A 17195-nucleotide genomic window follows, 5' to 3' on the forward strand; every position below is an offset into this window, starting at 1 on the left:
CGTGCCGAGCGACCAGGGCGATGCCGCGCCGAGCGACCAGAGCGATGCCGCGCCCAGCGGCCGGAAGGCGGCGCGCAGGATCGGGCGGGACGGCGGGCGCGGGCTGGCGCACGAGCTGGTCGAGCGGCTCCGCGCCCGCATCCTGGCCGGCGAGATCAGGCCAGGCGACAAGCTGCCCACCGAGTCATCGCTGATCAAGGAGTTCGGGGTCAGCCGCACGGTGGTGCGCGAGGCCGTCTCGCGGCTGCAGGCGGCCGGGCTGGTGGAGACGTTCCAGGGGCGGGGCTCGTTCGTGCTGGCGCTGCCGCCGCCCACGGCGTTCTCGGTGGAGGCGGCGCAGGTGCGCACCCACCGCGACGTCCTCGACATGATCGACTTCCGCATCGGCGTCGAGACGGAGGCCGCCGGGCTGGCCGCTGAGCGGCGTACGGACCTGCAGCTCAAAGCCATCGAGCGGGCCCTGATCGACCTCGGGCGGTCCGGCGAGCAGCCGGGCCACGCCGTCGAGGCCGACTTCGCCTTCCACATGAAGGTGGCACTGGCGTCGGGCAACCGGTTCTACTCCGACCTGCTGGCCTCGCTCGGCCCCATGATGATCATGCTGCCGCGCACCCGGCTCGAACACGTCTACACGGTCTCCGACGCCACCCACCTCACGCGGGTGACGCTGGAGCACGAGAACGTCTACCGCGCCGTCGCCGACAGGGACGCGGCGGCGGCGCGGGCGGCGATGCGGCTGCACCTGTCCAACAGCCGCGCCCGCCTGCAGGCCCCGTAGGAGGGCTACCAGCGGGCGGTGTTCGGGGTGAAACCGGGGACGATCGAGCGCATGTACGCGGTGTCCTCGCGCCCGCGCTGCCCGCAGCGCAGATACTGCTCGTGCAGCGCGGCCAGCGCGTCCTCGTCCAGCTCGACCCCGAGGCCGGGGCCGCGCGGCACGGCCACGCCGCCGTCGCGGAACTCCAGCACGCCCGGCTTGACGACCTCCTCGGTCTTCCACGGGTAGTGGGTGTCGCAGGCGTAGGTGAGGTTGGGCGTGGCGGCGGCCAGGTGGGTCATCGCGGCCAGGCTGACCCCGAGATGCGAGTTGGAGTGCATCGACAGCCCCATGCCGAACGTCTCGCAGATGCCCCCGAGCAGCGCCGAGCGGCGCAGCCCGCCCCACAGGTGGTGGTCGGAGAGCACGACCTGCACGGCGTCGGCGGCCACGGCCGGCTTGAGGTGCTCGAAGGCGATCACGCACATGTTCGTGGCCAGCGGCAGCTCGGTGTGCTTCGCGACCTCGGCCATGCCGTCGATGCCGGGCGTCGGGTCCTCCAGGTACTCCAGCACGCCGGACAGCCGGCCGGCCACCTCGATCGAGGTGCCGACGGTCCATGCGCCGTTGGGGTCGATGCGCAGCGCGTGGCCGGGGAAGGCGGCGGCCAGCGCCTCGACGGTCTCGGCCTCGTGGCGGGGCTCGTACACGCCGCCCTTGAGCTTGACGGCGGTGAAGCCGTACTCGCCGACCATCCGGCGCGCCTGGGCGACCAGCTGCTCGGGCGTGCGGCCCTCGCCCCACGTGTCCTCGTCGTGGCCGGGGTGCCCGGCCCATTTGTAGAACAGGTACGCCGAGTACGGCACCCGGTCGCGTACGGCGCCGCCCAGCAGGTCGCTCACCGGCCGGCCGAGCGCCCTGCCCTGGAGGTCGAGCAGCGCCACCTCGAACGGCGACACCACGGTGTCCACGGCGCTGGAGACCTCCAGCATGCCGCCGAAGCTGGCCCCCGCACCGCCGGTCGAGGCGCCGAGCGTCTCGGTGACGACGCGGCGCAGGGCGTGCAGGTCGAAGACGTCCGCGCCGGGCAGGGCCGCGGCCACCGCCTCCAGGCGGCCGAGATGCGCCTCGTCGGCGTACGTCTCGCCGAGCCCCACCAGCCCCTCGTCGGTGTGCACCTGGACGATCGCGCGCAGCACGTACGGCTGGTGCACGCCCACCACGTTGAGCAGGGGCGGGTCGCGGAAGGCGACGGGCGTGACGACGACCCGGCTGACCCGGCCGGCGGTGACGGTCATGAAGTCCTCTCCTCGGCACGATCGGCGGCACCCTGCGCCGGTCTGCGGCGCACGGCTCTGCGGATCAGCGGCCAGGCGGCCACGATCACCACGATGGCGAACACCGTCCCAGAAATGGGGCGGGTGAGGAAGCCCGCGGGATTGCCGCCGAAGATGAGCAGCCCCTGACGCGCCGAGCTCTCGATCATCGTGCCCAGCACGAACGCCAGCACCAGCGGCCCCGGCTCGAAGCCGAACTTCTTCATCAGGTAGCCCAGCACGCCGAAGGCGATCACCAGGAAGATGTCGTAGACCTGGTTGCGCACGGTGTAGGCGCCGAGCAGCGTGATCAGCACCGTGATCGGGGCCAGGACGGCCGGGCGCACCCGCAGGATCCTGACGAACACGCCGACCATGGGGATGCTCATGATCAGCAGCAGGATGTTGCCGATGTACATCGAGTTGATGACGCCCCAGAAGACGTCGGGGTGCTCGGTGACGAGTTGCGGCCCCGGCTGGATGCCCTGGATGAGCAGCGCGCCGAAGATCAGCGCCATCGTGGCGTTGGCGGGGATGCCGAGCGTCAGCAGCGGGATGAACGAGGAGGTGGCGGCGGCGTTGTTGGCGGTCTCGGGCGCGGCCACGCCCTCCACCGCGCCGCGGCCGAAGCGCTCGGGCTGCTTGGCGCGCCGCTTCTCCAGCGCGTACGCCGCCAGCGACGACAGCACGGCCCCGCCGCCGGGCAGCACGCCCAGCACGAACCCGACCAGCGAGCCCCGCCCGATCGCCCCCTTGGACTGGCTGAGGTCACGGCGTGACGGCCAGACGTTGCCGACCTTGGCGGGGGAGTGCACCTTGTTGTGCCGCTCCTCCAGGTTGTAGAGGATCTCGCTGAGCCCGAACAGGCCCATGGCGATCGGGATGAAGTCGATGCCCTCGGCCAGGTTGAGGCTGCCGAAGGTGAAGCGCTCCGCGCCGGTGAACGTGTCGCGGCCCACGGTCGCGATCAGCAGGCCGACGCAGGCGGCGATGATGGCCTTGAGCTTGTTGCCGTTGCCGATCGAGGAGATCAGCAGCACGCCGAGGATGCCGAGTGCGGCGTACTCGGGCGGCCCGAAGTCGAGGGCGAAACCGGCCACGATCGGCGCGACGAGGGTCAGGCCGATGATCGAGATCGTGCCGCCGACGAACGAGCCGATGGCCGCGATGCCGAGCGCGGTGCCCGCCTTGCCCTGTTTGGCCAGAGCGAAGCCGTCGAAGACGGTCACGACCGAGGACGCCTCGCCGGGCAGGCGCAGCAGGACCGAGGTGATCGTGCCGCCGTACTGGGCGCCGTAGAAGATGCCCGCCAGCATGATGATCGCCGAGACCGGCCCGATGCCGTACGTGATCGGCAGCAGGATCGCGATCGTCGCGCCGGGCCCGAGGCCGGGCAGCACGCCGATGAGCATGCCGATGATGACGCCGACCAGGCAGTAGAGCAGGTTGGCCGGCTCCAGGACGACGCCGAAGCCGTTGAGGATCGGGGAGATGTCCATGTGACTTTTCTCGGGGCCTTCCTCAGATGAGGCGGGGGAGCGGGATCTGCAGCAGCAGCACGAAGAGCACGTAGAACGCGGCCACGGCGCCGATACTGATCACGATGGAGGAGCGCCACGACTCCTTGCCCAGCCAGCGCAGCCAGACGAACATCAGCAGCGCCGAGGGGATCTCGAACCCGATCACCGGCAGCAGCGCGGCGAGCAGCACGAGCGTCACCAGGCCGACCACGGTCTGCAGGCTCGCGCGGGAGAACCGCTCGGTGTCCCGCAGGCCGCGGCCGGTGACGAGGAGCGCCGCCGACAGCACGACGATGACGACGCTGATGGCGAACGGCCACAGGCCGGGGCCCGGCTGGGTCAGCGCGCCGAGGCCGAGCGCGTGCGAGCCGGCCGCGCCGAGCAGGCCGACGACCAGCGCCACCAGCGCGGCGCCGACCTGGGCGGCCGGGCCGGCGTGCGGCGGCCTGGCCTCCTCCATCTCGGCCTGGATCCGGTCGGCCTCGGCCTGCAGCACGGCGGCGTCGTCGGATTCCGGTGGCGGCGCCGGGTCGGACACGGGCATGGGGTACTCCTTCGCAGGAAGGGGGGATCAACCGGCCAGGCTGATGCCGAACTCGTCGAGCTTCGCCTTGAACGTCGAGGAGTCCTTCTGGAGCGCGTCGAGGACCTCCTGCGGGGAGACCTCCATCGGAGTGAGCGAGTTCTGCTCGTTGAACTTCTTGTACTCCGGTGTGGCGAACGTCTTCTTCGCCGCGTCGAGCAGCTTGGACTTGACGTTCTCCGGCGTGCCCTTGGGCGCGGTCAGGAAGCGGTACTGCGTCACCTGGACGTCGAAGCCCTGCTCTGTGGCGGTCTTGACGTCGGGCAGGTAGGGGATGCGCTCCTTGGAGAACACGGCGAGCGGCACGAGCTTGCCGCCCTTGATGTTCTCGATGGCCTCGCCGATCTGCATGGTGGAGACGTCCACCTGGTTGCCGAGCAGGGCCGTCAGGTTGGGGGCGCCGCCGTCGAAGGGCACGGCCGTGGCGTCGATGCCGGCGGTCTTGAACGTCAGCGCGGAGGCGAGCTGGGCTCCGGTGCCGACGCCGGTGGTGCCGTACCGGATGGTCTTGCCGGCCTTCTTCATGTCCTCGATGGACGTGAAGCCGGACTTGGGGTTGGTGGCCATGACGTAGTCGTCGCGGGAGACCCCGGTGATGACCTCGAAGGAGTCGATCTTGGTGGCCTCGGCGGGCGACACCGTGAGCGGCGTGATCGTGAACAGCGAGGCGTTCTGCACGGCGATCTTGTAGCCGTCGGGCTTGGCGGCCTGCAGCTCCTTGGCCGCGAGCGCGCCGTTGGCGCCCGGCTTGTTGATCACGGGCGCGGAGACGCCGAGCTCTTTGGCGATGCCCTGGGCGAGCGCGCGGGTGATGAGGTCGGAGGAGCCGCCGGCGGAGGCGCCGACGCTGAACTCGATGTTGCCCGACGGATATTCCCCGTCGCCGCCCCCGGAGGAGGTCGTCTTGACACCACCGCACGCGGTCAGCGCCATCGCTGCGACGGCACCGGCGACACCCAGGAGGATGCGGCGGGGGGCTGTCCGAGATGTCGGCATGGACTTCTCCTTCATCCGGGCGGGGGGCCGCCCGTGGCTTGCTCTGTGCGGAGATGCAGTTGCGTCAGGTTACGGCAAGGTTTCCGCTGTTGTGGTTCTCCGGAGACTAGGGAGCTGGCTTGATGCCTGTCCAACGTCTTTTCGGTATCGAGTGATACTCTGATGGCATCATGCTGACCCTCGATCAGATCAGGGCCTTCGTCGCGGTCGCGGAAGAGCTGCACTTCGGCCGCGCGGCCGACCGCCTGCGCATGACGCAGCCGCCGCTCAGCAGGCACATCCAGAAGCTCGAACGCGCCGTCGGCGTGACGCTCCTGGAACGTGACAACCGCCGCGTCGTGCTCACCGACGCGGGCCACGGCTTCCTGGAGGACGCCCGGCGCATGCTCTCGCTGGTGGACACCGCGGGCGACCGGGCGCGCAGGATCGCCAGCGGCGCGGCGGGCACCGTGCGGCTCGGGTTCACCGCCGTCTCGGCCATCAGCATGCTCGGCACGCTGCTGCGCCGCCTGGCCGAGCAGCTCCCCGACATCGACGTCATCCTGCACGAACGGGTGACCGCCGGGCAGGTGGACGGCCTGCTGCGCGGCGAGCTCGATCTCGGTCTCGCCCGGCCGCCGTTCGACATCGCCACGCTCGACTCCCGGGTCGTCTTCCGCGAGCCGCTGTGCGCCGTCGTGCCCGCCGGGCACCGGCTGGCCGGGCTCGGCAGGCCGCTCGCGCCCGACGACTTCGACGGGCTCGCGGTGATCAGTTACAACCCCGTACAGTCGCGCTACTTCCACGAGCTGACCGTGCGCTTCCTCACCAACGCCCACGCCCGCATCGAGCAGCAGGTGCACCAGATCCTCACCGCCGTGCTGCTCGTGGCGGCCGGGCGCGGCGTGGCGCTGGTGCCCGCCAGTGCGCGCTCGCTCGGCGTGGACGGCATCGCCTTCTGCGACCTCGTGCGCGGCGGCGGCGACCCGCTCGACGCCGCCGCGGCCATCGGCGAACCCGTCGAGCTGCACGTCATCTGGGACCGCAACTCGACCAACCCCGCGCTCGGCCGGGTGCTCGAACTGCTGCCCGACCTGGAGGCATGATGCTCTTAAGGCATCGCCAGATACAGAATCGCACTTGGACAGGAATCACTCCTCCTTCTTAGCCTGTCGGACGTCAGACCTTTCAGCCGATGCGGGGAAACCCCACGGCCGCATGTCAAGCGAGGAGCCTCATCGTGTCCAGTTACTCCCCGCAGGAGCTCGCCACTCAGCTCAAGAGTGGTTTGTTGTCGTTCCCCGTCACCCACTTCACCGGCGACCTGGAGTTCGACGAGCCGCGCTACCGCGAGCACCTGTCCTGGCTGAGCGGCTACCCCGTCGCCGGCCTGTTCGCCGCGGGCGGCACGGGTGAGGGCTTCTCGCTGACCGGCGCGGAGATCGACCGGGTGGTGCGCGCCGCCGTGGACGAGGTCAACGGGCGCGTCCCCGTGATGGCCCCGGCCACCGGCGGCACCGCCAACGCCGTCGCCCAGGCCAAGGCAGCCGCGGCGGCCGGCGCCGACGGCCTGCTGCTGATGCCGCCCTACCTCACCGAGGCCGGCCAGGCGGGCCTGGTCGAGCACGTCTCCGCCGTGTGCGCCGCCACCGACCTCGGCGTGATCGTCTACAGCCGGGCCAACGCCGTGCTCAACGACCGCTCCGTGGCGGCCCTCGTCGAGCGGAACGAGACGCTCATCGGCTTCAAGGACGGCGTCGGCGACATCGAGAACCTCACCCGCATCTACGCCTCCGTCGGCGACCGCCTGGCCTACATCGGCGGCCTGCCCACCGCCGAGACGTTCGCGCTGCCGCTGCTACAGCTCGGCATGAGCACCTACTCCTCGGCCATCTTCAACTTCGTGCCGCAGTACGCGCTCGACTTCTACGCCGACGTGCGCGCCCAGGACCGGGAGGCCGTCTACCGGCGCATCCGCGAGTTCGTGCTGCCCTACCTCGACATCCGCGACCGCATGAAGGGCTACGCCGTCTCGATCATCAAGGCCGGGCTGACCGCCGTCGGACGCCCCGCCGGGCCCGTGCGCCCGCCCCTGCAGAACCTCACCGAGGGCGAGCTCGCCGAGCTGACCGCGCTCATCAACAAGATCAGCTAGGGGGATCCTCCCGAGATGTCGCCCACCATCGCGAGCGTCGAGGTCGTCCCGGTCGCCGGGTACGACAGCATGCTCCTCAACCTCAGCGGCGCCCACGGGCCGTTCTTCACCCGCAACGTCGTCATCGTCACCGACTCCGACGGGCGTACCGGGCTCGGCGAGGTGCCCGGCGGCGAGGCCATCAGGCGGACCGTCGAGGAGGCCGGCACCCTGCTCGCCGGGCAGCCGGTCGCCCGCTACCGCGCCCTGCTGCGCGACGTGGCCGGCCGTTACGCCGCCCGCGACGCGGGCGGGCGCGGGCAGCAGACCTTCGACCTGCGCACCACCGTGCACGCCGTCACCGGCCTGGAGTCGGGCCTGCTCGACCTGCACGGCCAGTACCTCGGCCTGCCCGTCGCCGACCTCCTGGGCGAGGGCAGGCAGCGCGACCGGGTGCCGATGCTCGGCTACCTGTTCTACATCGGCGACCCCGGCAGGACGGATCTGCCGTACCTCGTGGACGACGAGGGCGACGACCGCTGGTCGCGGCTGCGCCGCCGGGAGGCGCTCACCCCCGACGCGGTGGTCGCGCTGGCCGAGGCCGCGCAGGAGCGCTACGGCTTCACCGACTTCAAGCTCAAGGGCGGCGTGCTGGCCGGCGAGGAGGAGGTCGAGGCGGTCAGGGCGCTGGCCCGCCGGTTCCCCGGGGCCCGCGTCACGCTCGACCCCAACGGCGGCTGGCTGCTGGCCGACGCCGTACGGCTGTGCCGGGACCTCGGAGGCGTCCTGGCCTACGCCGAGGACCCGTGCGGCCCCGAGGGCCGCTTCTCGGGGCGGGAGACGATGGCCGAGTTCCGGCGGGCGACCGGGCTGCCGACCGCGACCAACATGATCGCCACGGACTGGCGGGAGCTGGCCCACGCCGTACGCTCGGACGCGGTCGACATCCCGCTGGCCGACCCGCACTTCTGGACGATGGCGGGCTCGGTGCGCGTCGCGCAGCTCTGCCACGACTTCGGGCTGACGTGGGGGTCGCACTCCAACAACCACTTCGACATCTCGCTCGCCATGTTCACCCACGTCGGGGCCGCCGCGCCGGGCGAGATCACGGCGCTCGACACGCACTGGATCTGGCAGGACGGCCAGGCCCTCACCACCGGGCCGTTCCAGATCACGGACGGCGCCGTCCAGGTGCCCGACACGCCGGGCCTAGGGGTCGAGCTGGACAGGGACGCCCTGGCCGAGGCCCACGACCGCTACCTGCGCCACGGCCTCGGCGCCCGCGACGACTCCGTGGCCATGCAGTACCTGGTCGAGGGCTGGACGTTCGACCCGAAGCGGCCCTGCCTGGTCCGCTGAGCATCAGAACAGCGTGAGGGGTTCGTGCGGCTCCGGGTCGGGGAGCGGCGCCAGGTCAGGGACGAGGGCGCGTACCTCGTCGTGGAAGCGGCGGGCCAGCGCCGGTGCGTCGGCGTTGTCGGGGGTGTGGATGAACACCGTCGGTGAGCGGCCCTCGCGGAGCCACTCCGCGGCCGTCGTCACCCACGGGCGCCAGCCCGCCACCGTGCGCTCCTCGTCGTCGCGGCCGAGGTAGCGCACGATCGGGTGGGCGGTCAGCGCCCGCATGCGGCGGGGGAGGCGTGGCTTGCGTTCCCACGCCTCCCGCTCGGCCGCGCTGGACGGCGGCGCGGCGAACATCACCGTGGTGTCGAACGGCACCCACTCGGCGCCCGCGCCGTCCAGCATCCGTTCGAGCAGGCGGGCCGCCCGCTCGTCGATGAAGAACGCCGGATGGCGGACCTCCACGGCGCAGCGCACGCCGCGCGGCAGCCGGCGCAGGAATGCCGCGAGCGTGCCCACGTCGGCCGGCCCGAACGAGCCGGGCACCTGCACCCAGAACGCGTGCACGCGGGGCCCCAGCGGCTCCATGGCGTCGAGGAACGCGCGCAGCTCGGCCTCGCCGCCCACCAGCCGGTGCTCGTGGGTGACGGCCTTGGGCAGCTTGACGACGAAACGGAAGCCGGGCGAGGTCTGCGCCGCCCACGACTCGACCGTGGCGCGGGCCGGCGTGGCGTAGAACGTGGTGTTGCCCTCGACCGCGTCGCACCAGCCCGCGTACGCCTTCAGCCGCTCGGCCTGAGGCAGGTGGGCGGGCACGAAACGCCCCTGCCACCGCGCGTTCGCCCACATCGCGCATCCCACATGAAGCCGCATGGCCACGACGCTACCGGACACGCGCGCGGGCAAGATCCCCCGTTGCGTCCGCACGCCGGCGGTCCACGTAAGGTGGCGGCATGGGCATGGTCGGGACGGTCGGGCTGGTGCTGCACCCCCAGCGCGACTCCAAGCAGGCGATCGACACCATCCTGCGGTGGGCCGCCGACAAGGGTGCCACGGTGCTCGGCCTGCCCGAGGAGGTGGGCCGCATCGACTGCACCGCCGTGCCCGTCGACACCGACGCGCTGGTCGACAAGGCCGACCTGCTCGTCGGGCTGGGCGGCGACGGCACCATGCTGCGGACGATGCGGCTGCTGGCCGGGCGGCCGACGCCCATCCTCGGCGTGAACCTCGGCAAGCTGGGCTTCCTCGCCGAGATCGACGTGGACGAGCTGCCGAAGACGTTGTCGGCCATCGACCGGCACGAATACACGATCGAGCCGCGCATGGCCATCCGCACCAGCGTCAACGGCACCGAGATGACGGCGTTCAACGACATCGCGCTCGTCCGCTATCCCGGCCACGGGCTGGCCAACGTCGCCGTCACCCCGTCCGACAGCCCCTTCGTGCGCTACTCCGCCGACGCCGTCATCGTCGCCACCAGCACCGGATCCACCGCCTACAGCTTCTCCGCCGGGGGGCCGATCGTCTCGCCCCGCGTGGAGGCGGTGCTGGTCGTGCCCGCCGCCGCGCACTCCGCGTTCAACCGGGCCCTGGTGCTGCCCGCCGACGAGGAGGTGAGCCTCCACGTGCTGCCGAGCAGCGGGCGGCTGGCCGTCGAGGTCGACGGCGCCGTGATGGGGCACCTGTGCCCCGGCGACAGCCTCACCGTGACCGCCTGGCCCGGTGCCGCCAAGGTGGTCCGGCTGGGCACCACGTTCTACGAACGCGCCCGCCGCAAGCTCCGCGTGGACGGCAGCATCGAAGCCGACTGAGCCGGTCGGGGTCGGCGGTCGGGGTCGGCGGGCGGGTCGGCGGGCGGCGCCCGCGTCACCCCGGCCCGCCGTCAGGTCCCGGCGCGGCGGCGGTGGCGCGCCGGGCGCTGCGACTCCGCCTGTGGCGCCCTCTCGGTGGGTGCCGTTCCTGGAGGCGGACCGGCCGGGCGGGGGGTGAACAAGTCGCCGGGGTCCCGCTCCTGTGGCGTGAAGAAGTCGCCGGGGTCCTGGTCCTGCGGTGCGAAGAAGCCCGACGGGCCGTCGTCGTCCCGGCCGCGCGCCCTGCGGTCCCGGGTCCTGCGGTCTCGGGGCGGGCGGTCCTGGGGCGGGCGGTCCTGGGGCGGGGAGTCCTGGGGCGGGGAGTCCTGGGGCAAGGAAGGGCGGGAGCGGGTGGCGGCCAGGGCGGCGAGGGCCGTGGTGATGGGGACGGCCGCGATGAGCCCGAGCGTGCCGACCACCCCGCGCACGATCTCCTGTGCGATCACCGGCGTCGTCATCACCTCGCCCAGGGGCTGTGCGCCGATGCTGAACAGCAGCAGCAGCGGCAGCGACGCCCCCGCGTACGCCAGGATGATGGTGTTGATCACCGACGCGATGTGCGCCCGCCCGATGCGCCCCGCCGCGCGGTAGAGGCGGGCGAAGCCGTACGACGGGTTGGCGCGGGCCAGCTCGGCCACCGTCACGGCCTGGGTGACGGTGACGTCGTCGAGCACGCCCAGCGCGCCGATGATGATCCCGGCGAGCAGCAGGCCCTGCGTGTCGATGTTCAGGCTCATGCCGAGCATCAGCGCGCTGTCGTCGGTGACGCCGTTGAGCCTGGCCACCCCCAGCGCCGCGTACGACAGCAGCCCGGTCAGCGCCAGGCTGGCCAGCGTCCCGAGCACGGCGACCGACGTGGACGGGGAGAAGCCGTGCGTCAGGTAGAGCACGGTCAGCATGATCGCCGCCGACCCGACGATGGCCACCAGCATCGGCGACCGGCCCTCCAGGATGCCGGGGATGACGAACGTCAGCAGCAGCACGAACGTCACCGCCAGCCCCGCCAGCGCGGTCACCCCGCGCCAGCGCCCGAAGGCGATGACCGCCAGCGCGAACGCCACGCCGAACAACCACAGCGGCAGCGACCTGTCGTGGTCGGAGAGCTGGTAGGCGCCGTCGGCGTCGCGCAGCAGGATCACGTCGTCGCCCGGCGTGAAGTGCTGAGCGCCCGGCCCGCCCGGCAGCCGGAGCTCCACCTCGCTGCCCAGGTCGGGCCCGTCGCCGACTTTGACGACGGCTTCGCCGCAGGTGGCCGGGTCGGGTCTGGGCGCGCCCTCGGGGGCGTCGGGGCAACGTCCGAGTGTGACGCCGACGACCGTGCCGGTGAGCCGCTGCACGCCGGACTCGGGCGCGGGCCCGGCGGCGGTGCCCTCGGGCCAGAGCCAGATCAGCGCGGCCAGCGTGATGAACGCCAGCGGTACCAGGACGGCCAGCCCGGCCGTCACCGTACGTCGTGAACCGCCCGCTTCTGTGACGGTGGTGCCGTGAGCGTGGTTGGCGCCCATCGCGTGAGAGGTCCTCCTTGGCCGACTGGCCGACGAAGTAGGACAGTACTGCACCTCGCGGGGCGGGGTAGGCGCAACGGCATGACATGGCTGGCCGGCACCTCAGGGTGGCAGTACAAGGACTGGCGCGGGGTGCTCTATCCGCCGGGGGTGCCGCAGCGGCTGTGGCTGGAGACGTACGCGGGGGAGTTCCCGACCGTCGAGAGCAACAACGCGTTCTACCGGCTGCCGAGCAGGGAGGTGTTCGCCGGCTGGCGGGAGCGTACGCCGCCGGGGTTCGTGATGGCGGTCAAGGCCAGCCGGTTCCTGACCCACATCAGGCGGCTGAACGAACCGGAGGAGCCGGTGGCCAGGCTGATGGCCGCGGCCGCCGGGCTGGGGGAGAAGCTGGGGCCGATCCTGCTGCAGCTCCCGCCCACCCTCAAGGCCGACCCGGGGCTGCTCGACCGCTGCCTGGCCTGCTTCCCGCCCGGCACGAGGGTGGCCGTGGAGCCGCGGCACCCGTCCTGGTGGACCGAGGAGGCGCGGGCGGTGCTGGAGTCGCGCGCGGCGGCGCTGTGCTGGGCCGACCGGCTGGGCAGGCCGCAGGCGCCGTTCTGGCGTACCGCGACGTGGGGTTACGTCCGCCTGCACCAGGGCAGGTCGGCCTACGCGTACGGGGAGCGCGCCCTGCGGACGTGGGCCGCCCGCGTCGCCGAGGCCGGCTGGCCCGACGCCTACGTCTACTTCAACAACGACCCGGGAGGAGCAGCCGTGCACAACGCGCGACGTTTCGCCGCATTTCTTGCCAGACTCGGCTAGTGCACACCCGTCTCTACCGGAACGGCCGCCTGGAGAGCGAGGGCTTCCCCATAGCGGACGTCTCCCGGTACGTGGGCGACCGGGACGCCACGGTCTGGTTCGACCTCTGCGCGCCGTCGCCGGCCGACCTCGCCCTGATCGGAGAGGAGCTGGGGCTGCACGAGCTGGCCCTGGAGGACGTCCTGGCCGGCCACCAGCGGCCCAAGCTCGACATCTACGACAACCACCTGTTCATCGCCGCCTACGGCGTGCACTTCGACGACGACCGCCGCGTGCACGCCGTCGAGGTGGACGTCTTCGTCACCGCCAACGCCCTGGTCACCGTCCGCGAGAGCGGGCACTTCGACATCGCCGAGGTGGTCAGGCGCTGGGACGCCGCCGCGCGCCTGGCGGGGCACGGCGTGATGTTCCTGCTGCACGGCCTGCTCGACTACGTCGTGGACACCCAGTTCGAGCTGGCCCAGGACCTCGACGCGGAGGCCGAGGAGCTGGAGGAGTCGCTGTTCGCCGAGCAGCTGAGCAACGGCAAGGGCCTCCAGCGCACCCTGTACGTGCTGCGCAAGAACGCCTCCAAGCTGCGCCGGGTCTCGCTGCCGATGCACGAGGTCATCGGCACCCTGCTCAGGCGCGACCAGGCTCTGATGGGCGACCCGGTGATGGCCCCCTACTATGAGGACGTCCGCGACCACGTGCTGCGCGTCGGCGAATGGGTGGACGCGGTCCGCGACATGCTCGCCAACGTCCGCGACACCCGCCTGGCGCAGCAGGGCTTCCGGCTCAACGAGATCATGAAGAAGATCACGAGCTGGGCGGCGATCATCGCCGTGCCCACCGCGATCACCGGCTTCTACGGGCAGAACCTGCCCTACCCGGGCACCGGCGAGCAGTGGGGGTTCTGGCTGTCCACGGCGCTGATGGGGCTCACCTCGGTCGCGCTCTACGTGGTGTTCAAGAAGAAGGACTGGCTCTGATCGCAGGGCCCGCCCCGCGCGTCGGGAGTGAGCCGCAGCGCCACCCGCACCTCGGCGCCGCCGCCGCGCGGATAGAGCGGCAGGCAGCGCCCGCCCGAGACCAGCGTCCTGCGGCCGAGCGAGGTGGTCAGCAGCGACAGCTCCCGGTACGCCACGGGCTCGGCGAGGCGCAGCACCCACCGGCCGCCCGGCAGCCTGGCCCGCTCGCCCTCCAGCGCGTAGTAGTCGAGCACGCCGCCGCTCGCCGAGACCACCGCCCGCATCGTGAACCGGCCGCCCTCCACGGTGAACACCTCGGCGGACGGCGCCCGGTACATCGAATGCACGTACGCGATCGCGAAGCGGCCCGCCACGATGGGCAGGCCGTTCACGGTCAGGCGCCCGGGGCCGCCGGCCGCGCCGAGCGCCGCCACCGCCACGAGCGCCAGGACCAGCCGGGTCAGGCCTTCTCCTTGTAGTAGCGGGCCGCGCCCGGGTGCAGCTCGACCGGGGCGACCTGCTGCCCGAGCGCCGGGTCCAGCTTCTTCGCCTCCGGGTGCACCTTCTCCAGCTCGGCCTTCTTCTCGAACAGCGTCCTGGTGATGTCGTACGCGAGCTGCTCGTCCATCGAGTCGGGCACCAGCAGCACGTTGGCGATGCCGACGGTCTTGATCATGCCGGACAGCTTGTAGGTGGCGGCCAGGTCGACGTCGAGGCTCACGTACTGCTCGCCGTGCGTGGACCGCATCGCCGGCAGCACCTCGCTGGTGTCCATCACCTTCATGTCCGGCCTGCTCACCGCGAGGTCGGTGATGCCGGCCGTGGGCAGGCCGCCGACCCAGAAGAACGCGTCGATCGTGCCGTCCTTGGCGGCCTGCACGGACTCGTTGATGGACAGCTGCTGCTTGGTGATGTCGTTGTCGGGGTCGAGCCCGGCCGCCTCCAGGACGCGCCGCGCCACCACCTGCGTGCCGGAGTTGGCGGGACCGAGCGAGACGCGCTTGCCCTTCAGGTCGGCGACCTTGGCCGCGCTCACGCCGGGAGCGAGCACCAGGTGCAGGTAGTTGTCGTAGATGCGGGCCAGCGCCTTGATGGGCTGCTCGGCGGTGAAGCTGTCCTTGCCGTTGACCGCGTCGGCGGCGGTGTCGGCCTGGGAGAAGCCGATCTGCGCCTTGCCGGAGGCGAGCAGCTTGATGTTCTCCACCGAGGCCGAGGTGACCGATGCGGTGGCCTGCGTGTTCGCGATGCCGGCCGACAGTTGCTTGGCCAGGCCGCCGCCGTAGACGTAGTAGACGCCCGTCGTGCCGCCCGTGGCGATCGAGATCCGGTTGCCCGAGCCGCCGCCCGCGCCACCGCCCCCGCAGCCGGCCACGGTCAGGACGGCGGCGGCGACGATCGTGAGTATCCGCTTCACCTTGGGTCCCTTCTCCTTCTTCTGACGAGATGCACGGCGGCGGCCACGGCCAGGACGGCGAGGCCGGTGACGATGGGGACGGGCTCGAGGAAGAGCAGCAGCACCGCGGCCACCGCCGCGAGCACCCGCTCGGGCCAGGCGGCCGCGCCGCCGGTGGCCACCGCCAGCGCGGCCACCGCGACCGCCGACACGGCGGTCATCAGCAGCACGGTGCCGAACGGGCCCTGCCCGAGCAGCGCCTGCCCGTTGGGGGTGAGCACGAAGGCGAACGGCACCAGGAAGGCCGGCAGCGTGTACCGCCAGGTCATCATCATCGTCCGGTACGTGTTGCCGCCCGTGATCGCCGCCGCCGCGACCGCCGACAGCGCCGTGGGCGGGCTCACCTCCGACAGCACCGCGTAGTAGAAGACGAACATGTACGCCTCGGGCCGCGTCACCCCGAGGTCGAACAGCGCGGGCCCGATGATCACCGCGGCGATGATGAAGCTCGCCGTCACCGGCACGGCCAGGCCCAGCAGCAGCACCGCGACCGCCGCCATGAACGTGGTCGCGATCAGGCTGCCGGCGCCGATGTCCACGATGATGTCGGCGAGGTTCTGGCCGAGCCCGGTCAGCGTGATCGAGCCGACGATGATGCCGGCCGCCGCGCAGACCGCGGTCACCGGCAGCACCTCCAGCGCGCCCTTGGCCAGCGCCCGCCCGATGCGCCGCGGCCCCATCCGGCGCTCCGGGTCGAGGAACGACAGCAGGAACGCGACCACCGTGGCGATCACCACCGCCTGGAACGCCGACCGGTCGAGCGCCATCAGCACGACGATGAGGATCAGCGAGCTGAAGTGGTAGCCGAAGCGCAGCATCAGCCGCCCCGCGCCCGGCGCGTCCACCTCGACCGCGCGGGTGCCGAAGCGGCGCGAGTCGATCTCGATGGCCAGGAAGATGCCGAGGTAGTAGAGCAGGGTCGGCACGGTCGCGTACAGCAGCACCTGCAGGTAGCTGACGCCGAGGTATTCGGCGATGATGAACGCCGCCGCGCCGAGCGTGGGCGGCGACAGGATCGCGCCGATGCCGCCGGCCGCGAGGATGCCGCCCGCCGCCTCCCTCGGGTAGCCCGCCCGCCGCAGCACCGGCCAGGCCACGCTGCCCAGGCTCACCGTGGTCGCCACGCCCGAGCCCGACACGGTGCCGAGCAGGAAGCCGGCCGTGGTCACCGTACGGCCGGGCGCGGACCTCGACCTGCGGAACGCGGCGAAGCTCAGGTCGATGAAGAATTTGCTGGCGCCGGAGTGGTCGAGCACCGCGCCGTAGACGGTGAACAGGATGATGTAGCTCGCCGCCACCTGCATCGGCACGCCGAAGAAGCCCTCGGTGCCGGTGTAGAGCTGCGAGACGATCTGCGAGTCGTCGAAGCCGGGGTGCCCGATCGTCCAGTCGATCGGCAGGTACGCGCCGTAGTAGGCGTACAGCAGGAAGCCCACGCAGATGACGGCGAAGGCCAGGCCGACCGTGCGGCGTACCGCCTCCAGCAGCAGCACGGTCAGCGCCACGCCGCACACCACGTCGAGGTCCGTCAGCGCCGCGCCGGAGCCGCGGTCCCGGAAGGCGTCCATGTCGAGCAGCGGGTAGATCAGCACGGCCAGCGACGCGGCGGCCAGCAGCCAGTCGGCCACGCCCGGCCGCTCCGGTTTCGTGCCGTCCCGGGGCTCGGGTGCGGGGCGTCCCAGCAGCCGCCGCGCGACCGCGTCCAGCCCCGAGCGGTAGCAGAGGAAGACCAGCGGCAGCGCCACCGCCAGGAACGTCATCCGGTGCTGGATCGCCTCGACCGGCCGGAACACCACCAGCAGCGAGTACGCCGACAGCAGCCCGCCCACGACCCACACCCCGGCACGGAGCGGACCGCCCAGCTCGCGCGCCGGGCGTTCCTGCTCGTGGGCGGAGACCAGGTCGGCCTCACGATCGCTCAGCTCGGTCAAGCCGTCCTCCTCGGACCTCGGCCGTTGCAGCGGACTTTACGAGCCCTTTACACGATCGGGGAAGCCTCCGTTATCCGAT

16 protein-coding genes are annotated in these 17195 nt (G+C 71.9%); 7 read left to right on the plus strand and 9 right to left on the minus strand.

Annotation, left to right across the window (positions count from 1 at the left end):
- The first annotated feature begins 1 nt into the window (after position 1).
- Positions 2-778, plus strand: coding sequence for a FadR/GntR family transcriptional regulator (locus ABZW11_RS25450; protein WP_355421617.1), 777 nt, complete (start codon positions 2-4; stop codon positions 776-778).
- Between the two features lie 5 nt (positions 779-783).
- Here the strand turns inward: ABZW11_RS25450 and ABZW11_RS25455 are convergent, their stop codons facing one another.
- The 4 genes from ABZW11_RS25455 to ABZW11_RS25470 are packed head-to-tail and all read right to left on the minus strand — an operon-like array spanning position 784 to position 5172.
- Positions 784-2055, minus strand: coding sequence for an enolase C-terminal domain-like protein (locus ABZW11_RS25455; protein WP_355421620.1), 1272 nt, complete (start codon positions 2053-2055; stop codon positions 784-786).
- Positions 2052-3572, minus strand: a complete 1521-nt coding sequence (locus ABZW11_RS25460) for a tripartite tricarboxylate transporter permease (RefSeq protein WP_355421623.1) — start codon at positions 3570-3572, stop codon at positions 2052-2054. Before ABZW11_RS25460 ends, ABZW11_RS25455 begins: the two co-directional genes overlap by 4 nt.
- Before the next feature lie 22 nt (positions 3573-3594).
- Positions 3595-4137, minus strand: a complete 543-nt coding sequence (locus ABZW11_RS25465) for a tripartite tricarboxylate transporter TctB family protein (protein ID WP_355421626.1) — start codon at positions 4135-4137, stop codon at positions 3595-3597.
- 27 nt (positions 4138-4164) lie between these two features.
- Positions 4165-5172, minus strand: a complete 1008-nt coding sequence (locus ABZW11_RS25470; protein ID WP_355421628.1) for a tripartite tricarboxylate transporter substrate binding protein — start codon at positions 5170-5172, stop codon at positions 4165-4167.
- A gap of 170 nt (positions 5173-5342) precedes the next feature.
- Here ABZW11_RS25470 and ABZW11_RS25475 point away from each other — a divergent pair, with 170 nt between their 5' ends.
- From ABZW11_RS25475 to ABZW11_RS25485, 3 genes are all read left to right on the plus strand, one after another.
- Complete coding sequence (locus ABZW11_RS25475) at positions 5343-6257, plus strand: LysR family transcriptional regulator (protein ID WP_355421630.1); 915 nt, start codon at positions 5343-5345, stop codon at positions 6255-6257.
- Between the two features lie 134 nt (positions 6258-6391).
- Positions 6392-7306: a 5-dehydro-4-deoxyglucarate dehydratase gene (gene kdgD, locus ABZW11_RS25480; RefSeq protein ID WP_355421633.1), complete on the plus strand. Its 915-nt coding sequence runs from the start codon at positions 6392-6394 to the stop codon at positions 7304-7306.
- A gap of 15 nt (positions 7307-7321) precedes the next feature.
- Positions 7322-8644: an enolase C-terminal domain-like protein gene (locus tag ABZW11_RS25485; RefSeq protein ID WP_355421636.1), complete on the plus strand. Its 1323-nt coding sequence runs from the start codon at positions 7322-7324 to the stop codon at positions 8642-8644.
- A 3-nt stretch (positions 8645-8647) separates the two neighbouring features.
- On the opposite strand, the gene ABZW11_RS25490 is transcribed toward ABZW11_RS25485, so the two are convergent.
- Positions 8648-9499, minus strand: coding sequence for a DUF72 domain-containing protein (locus tag ABZW11_RS25490; RefSeq protein ID WP_355421639.1), 852 nt, complete (start codon positions 9497-9499; stop codon positions 8648-8650).
- 80 nt (positions 9500-9579) lie between these two features.
- On the opposite strand from ABZW11_RS25490, the gene ABZW11_RS25495 reads away from it, so the two are divergent.
- A complete protein-coding gene (locus tag ABZW11_RS25495) occupies positions 9580-10437 on the plus strand; it encodes an NAD(+)/NADH kinase (RefSeq protein ID WP_355421642.1) in 858 nt (285 codons plus the stop codon).
- A gap of 71 nt (positions 10438-10508) precedes the next feature.
- On the opposite strand, the gene ABZW11_RS25500 is transcribed toward ABZW11_RS25495, so the two are convergent.
- Entirely contained in the window at positions 10509-11981 is a 1473-nt protein-coding gene (locus tag ABZW11_RS25500) for a YibE/F family protein (protein WP_355421645.1), read from the minus strand.
- Between the two features lie 81 nt (positions 11982-12062).
- On the opposite strand from ABZW11_RS25500, the gene ABZW11_RS25505 reads away from it, so the two are divergent.
- Complete coding sequence (locus tag ABZW11_RS25505; protein WP_355421648.1) at positions 12063-12782, plus strand: DUF72 domain-containing protein; 720 nt, start codon at positions 12063-12065, stop codon at positions 12780-12782.
- On the plus strand, positions 12782-13753 hold the full coding sequence (locus ABZW11_RS25510; RefSeq protein ID WP_355421651.1) for a magnesium transporter CorA family protein: 972 nt from the start codon (positions 12782-12784) through the stop codon (positions 13751-13753). The genes ABZW11_RS25505 and ABZW11_RS25510 overlap by 1 nt, the downstream gene beginning before the upstream one ends.
- On the opposite strand, the gene ABZW11_RS25515 is transcribed toward ABZW11_RS25510, so the two are convergent.
- The 3 genes from ABZW11_RS25515 to ABZW11_RS25525 are packed head-to-tail and all read right to left on the minus strand — an operon-like array spanning position 13720 to position 17116.
- Positions 13720-14172, minus strand: a complete 453-nt coding sequence (locus ABZW11_RS25515; RefSeq protein WP_355421654.1) for a DUF1850 domain-containing protein — start codon at positions 14170-14172, stop codon at positions 13720-13722. The genes ABZW11_RS25510 and ABZW11_RS25515 overlap by 34 nt on opposite strands.
- Positions 14173-14192: 20 nt before the next feature.
- Positions 14193-15146, minus strand: coding sequence for a TAXI family TRAP transporter solute-binding subunit (locus ABZW11_RS25520; protein WP_355421657.1), 954 nt, complete (start codon positions 15144-15146; stop codon positions 14193-14195).
- Positions 15143-17116 (minus strand): TRAP transporter fused permease subunit, encoded by a 1974-nt coding sequence (locus ABZW11_RS25525; RefSeq protein ID WP_355421660.1) that lies wholly within the window; start codon positions 17114-17116, stop codon positions 15143-15145. The genes ABZW11_RS25520 and ABZW11_RS25525 overlap by 4 nt, the downstream gene beginning before the upstream one ends.
- Positions 17117-17195: the final 79 nt, after the last annotated feature.

The sequence above is a fragment of the Nonomuraea sp. NPDC004580 genome (genome assembly GCF_040609855.1).
GTDB classification, from domain to species: Bacteria; Actinomycetota; Actinomycetes; order Streptosporangiales; family Streptosporangiaceae; genus Nonomuraea; species Nonomuraea salmonea.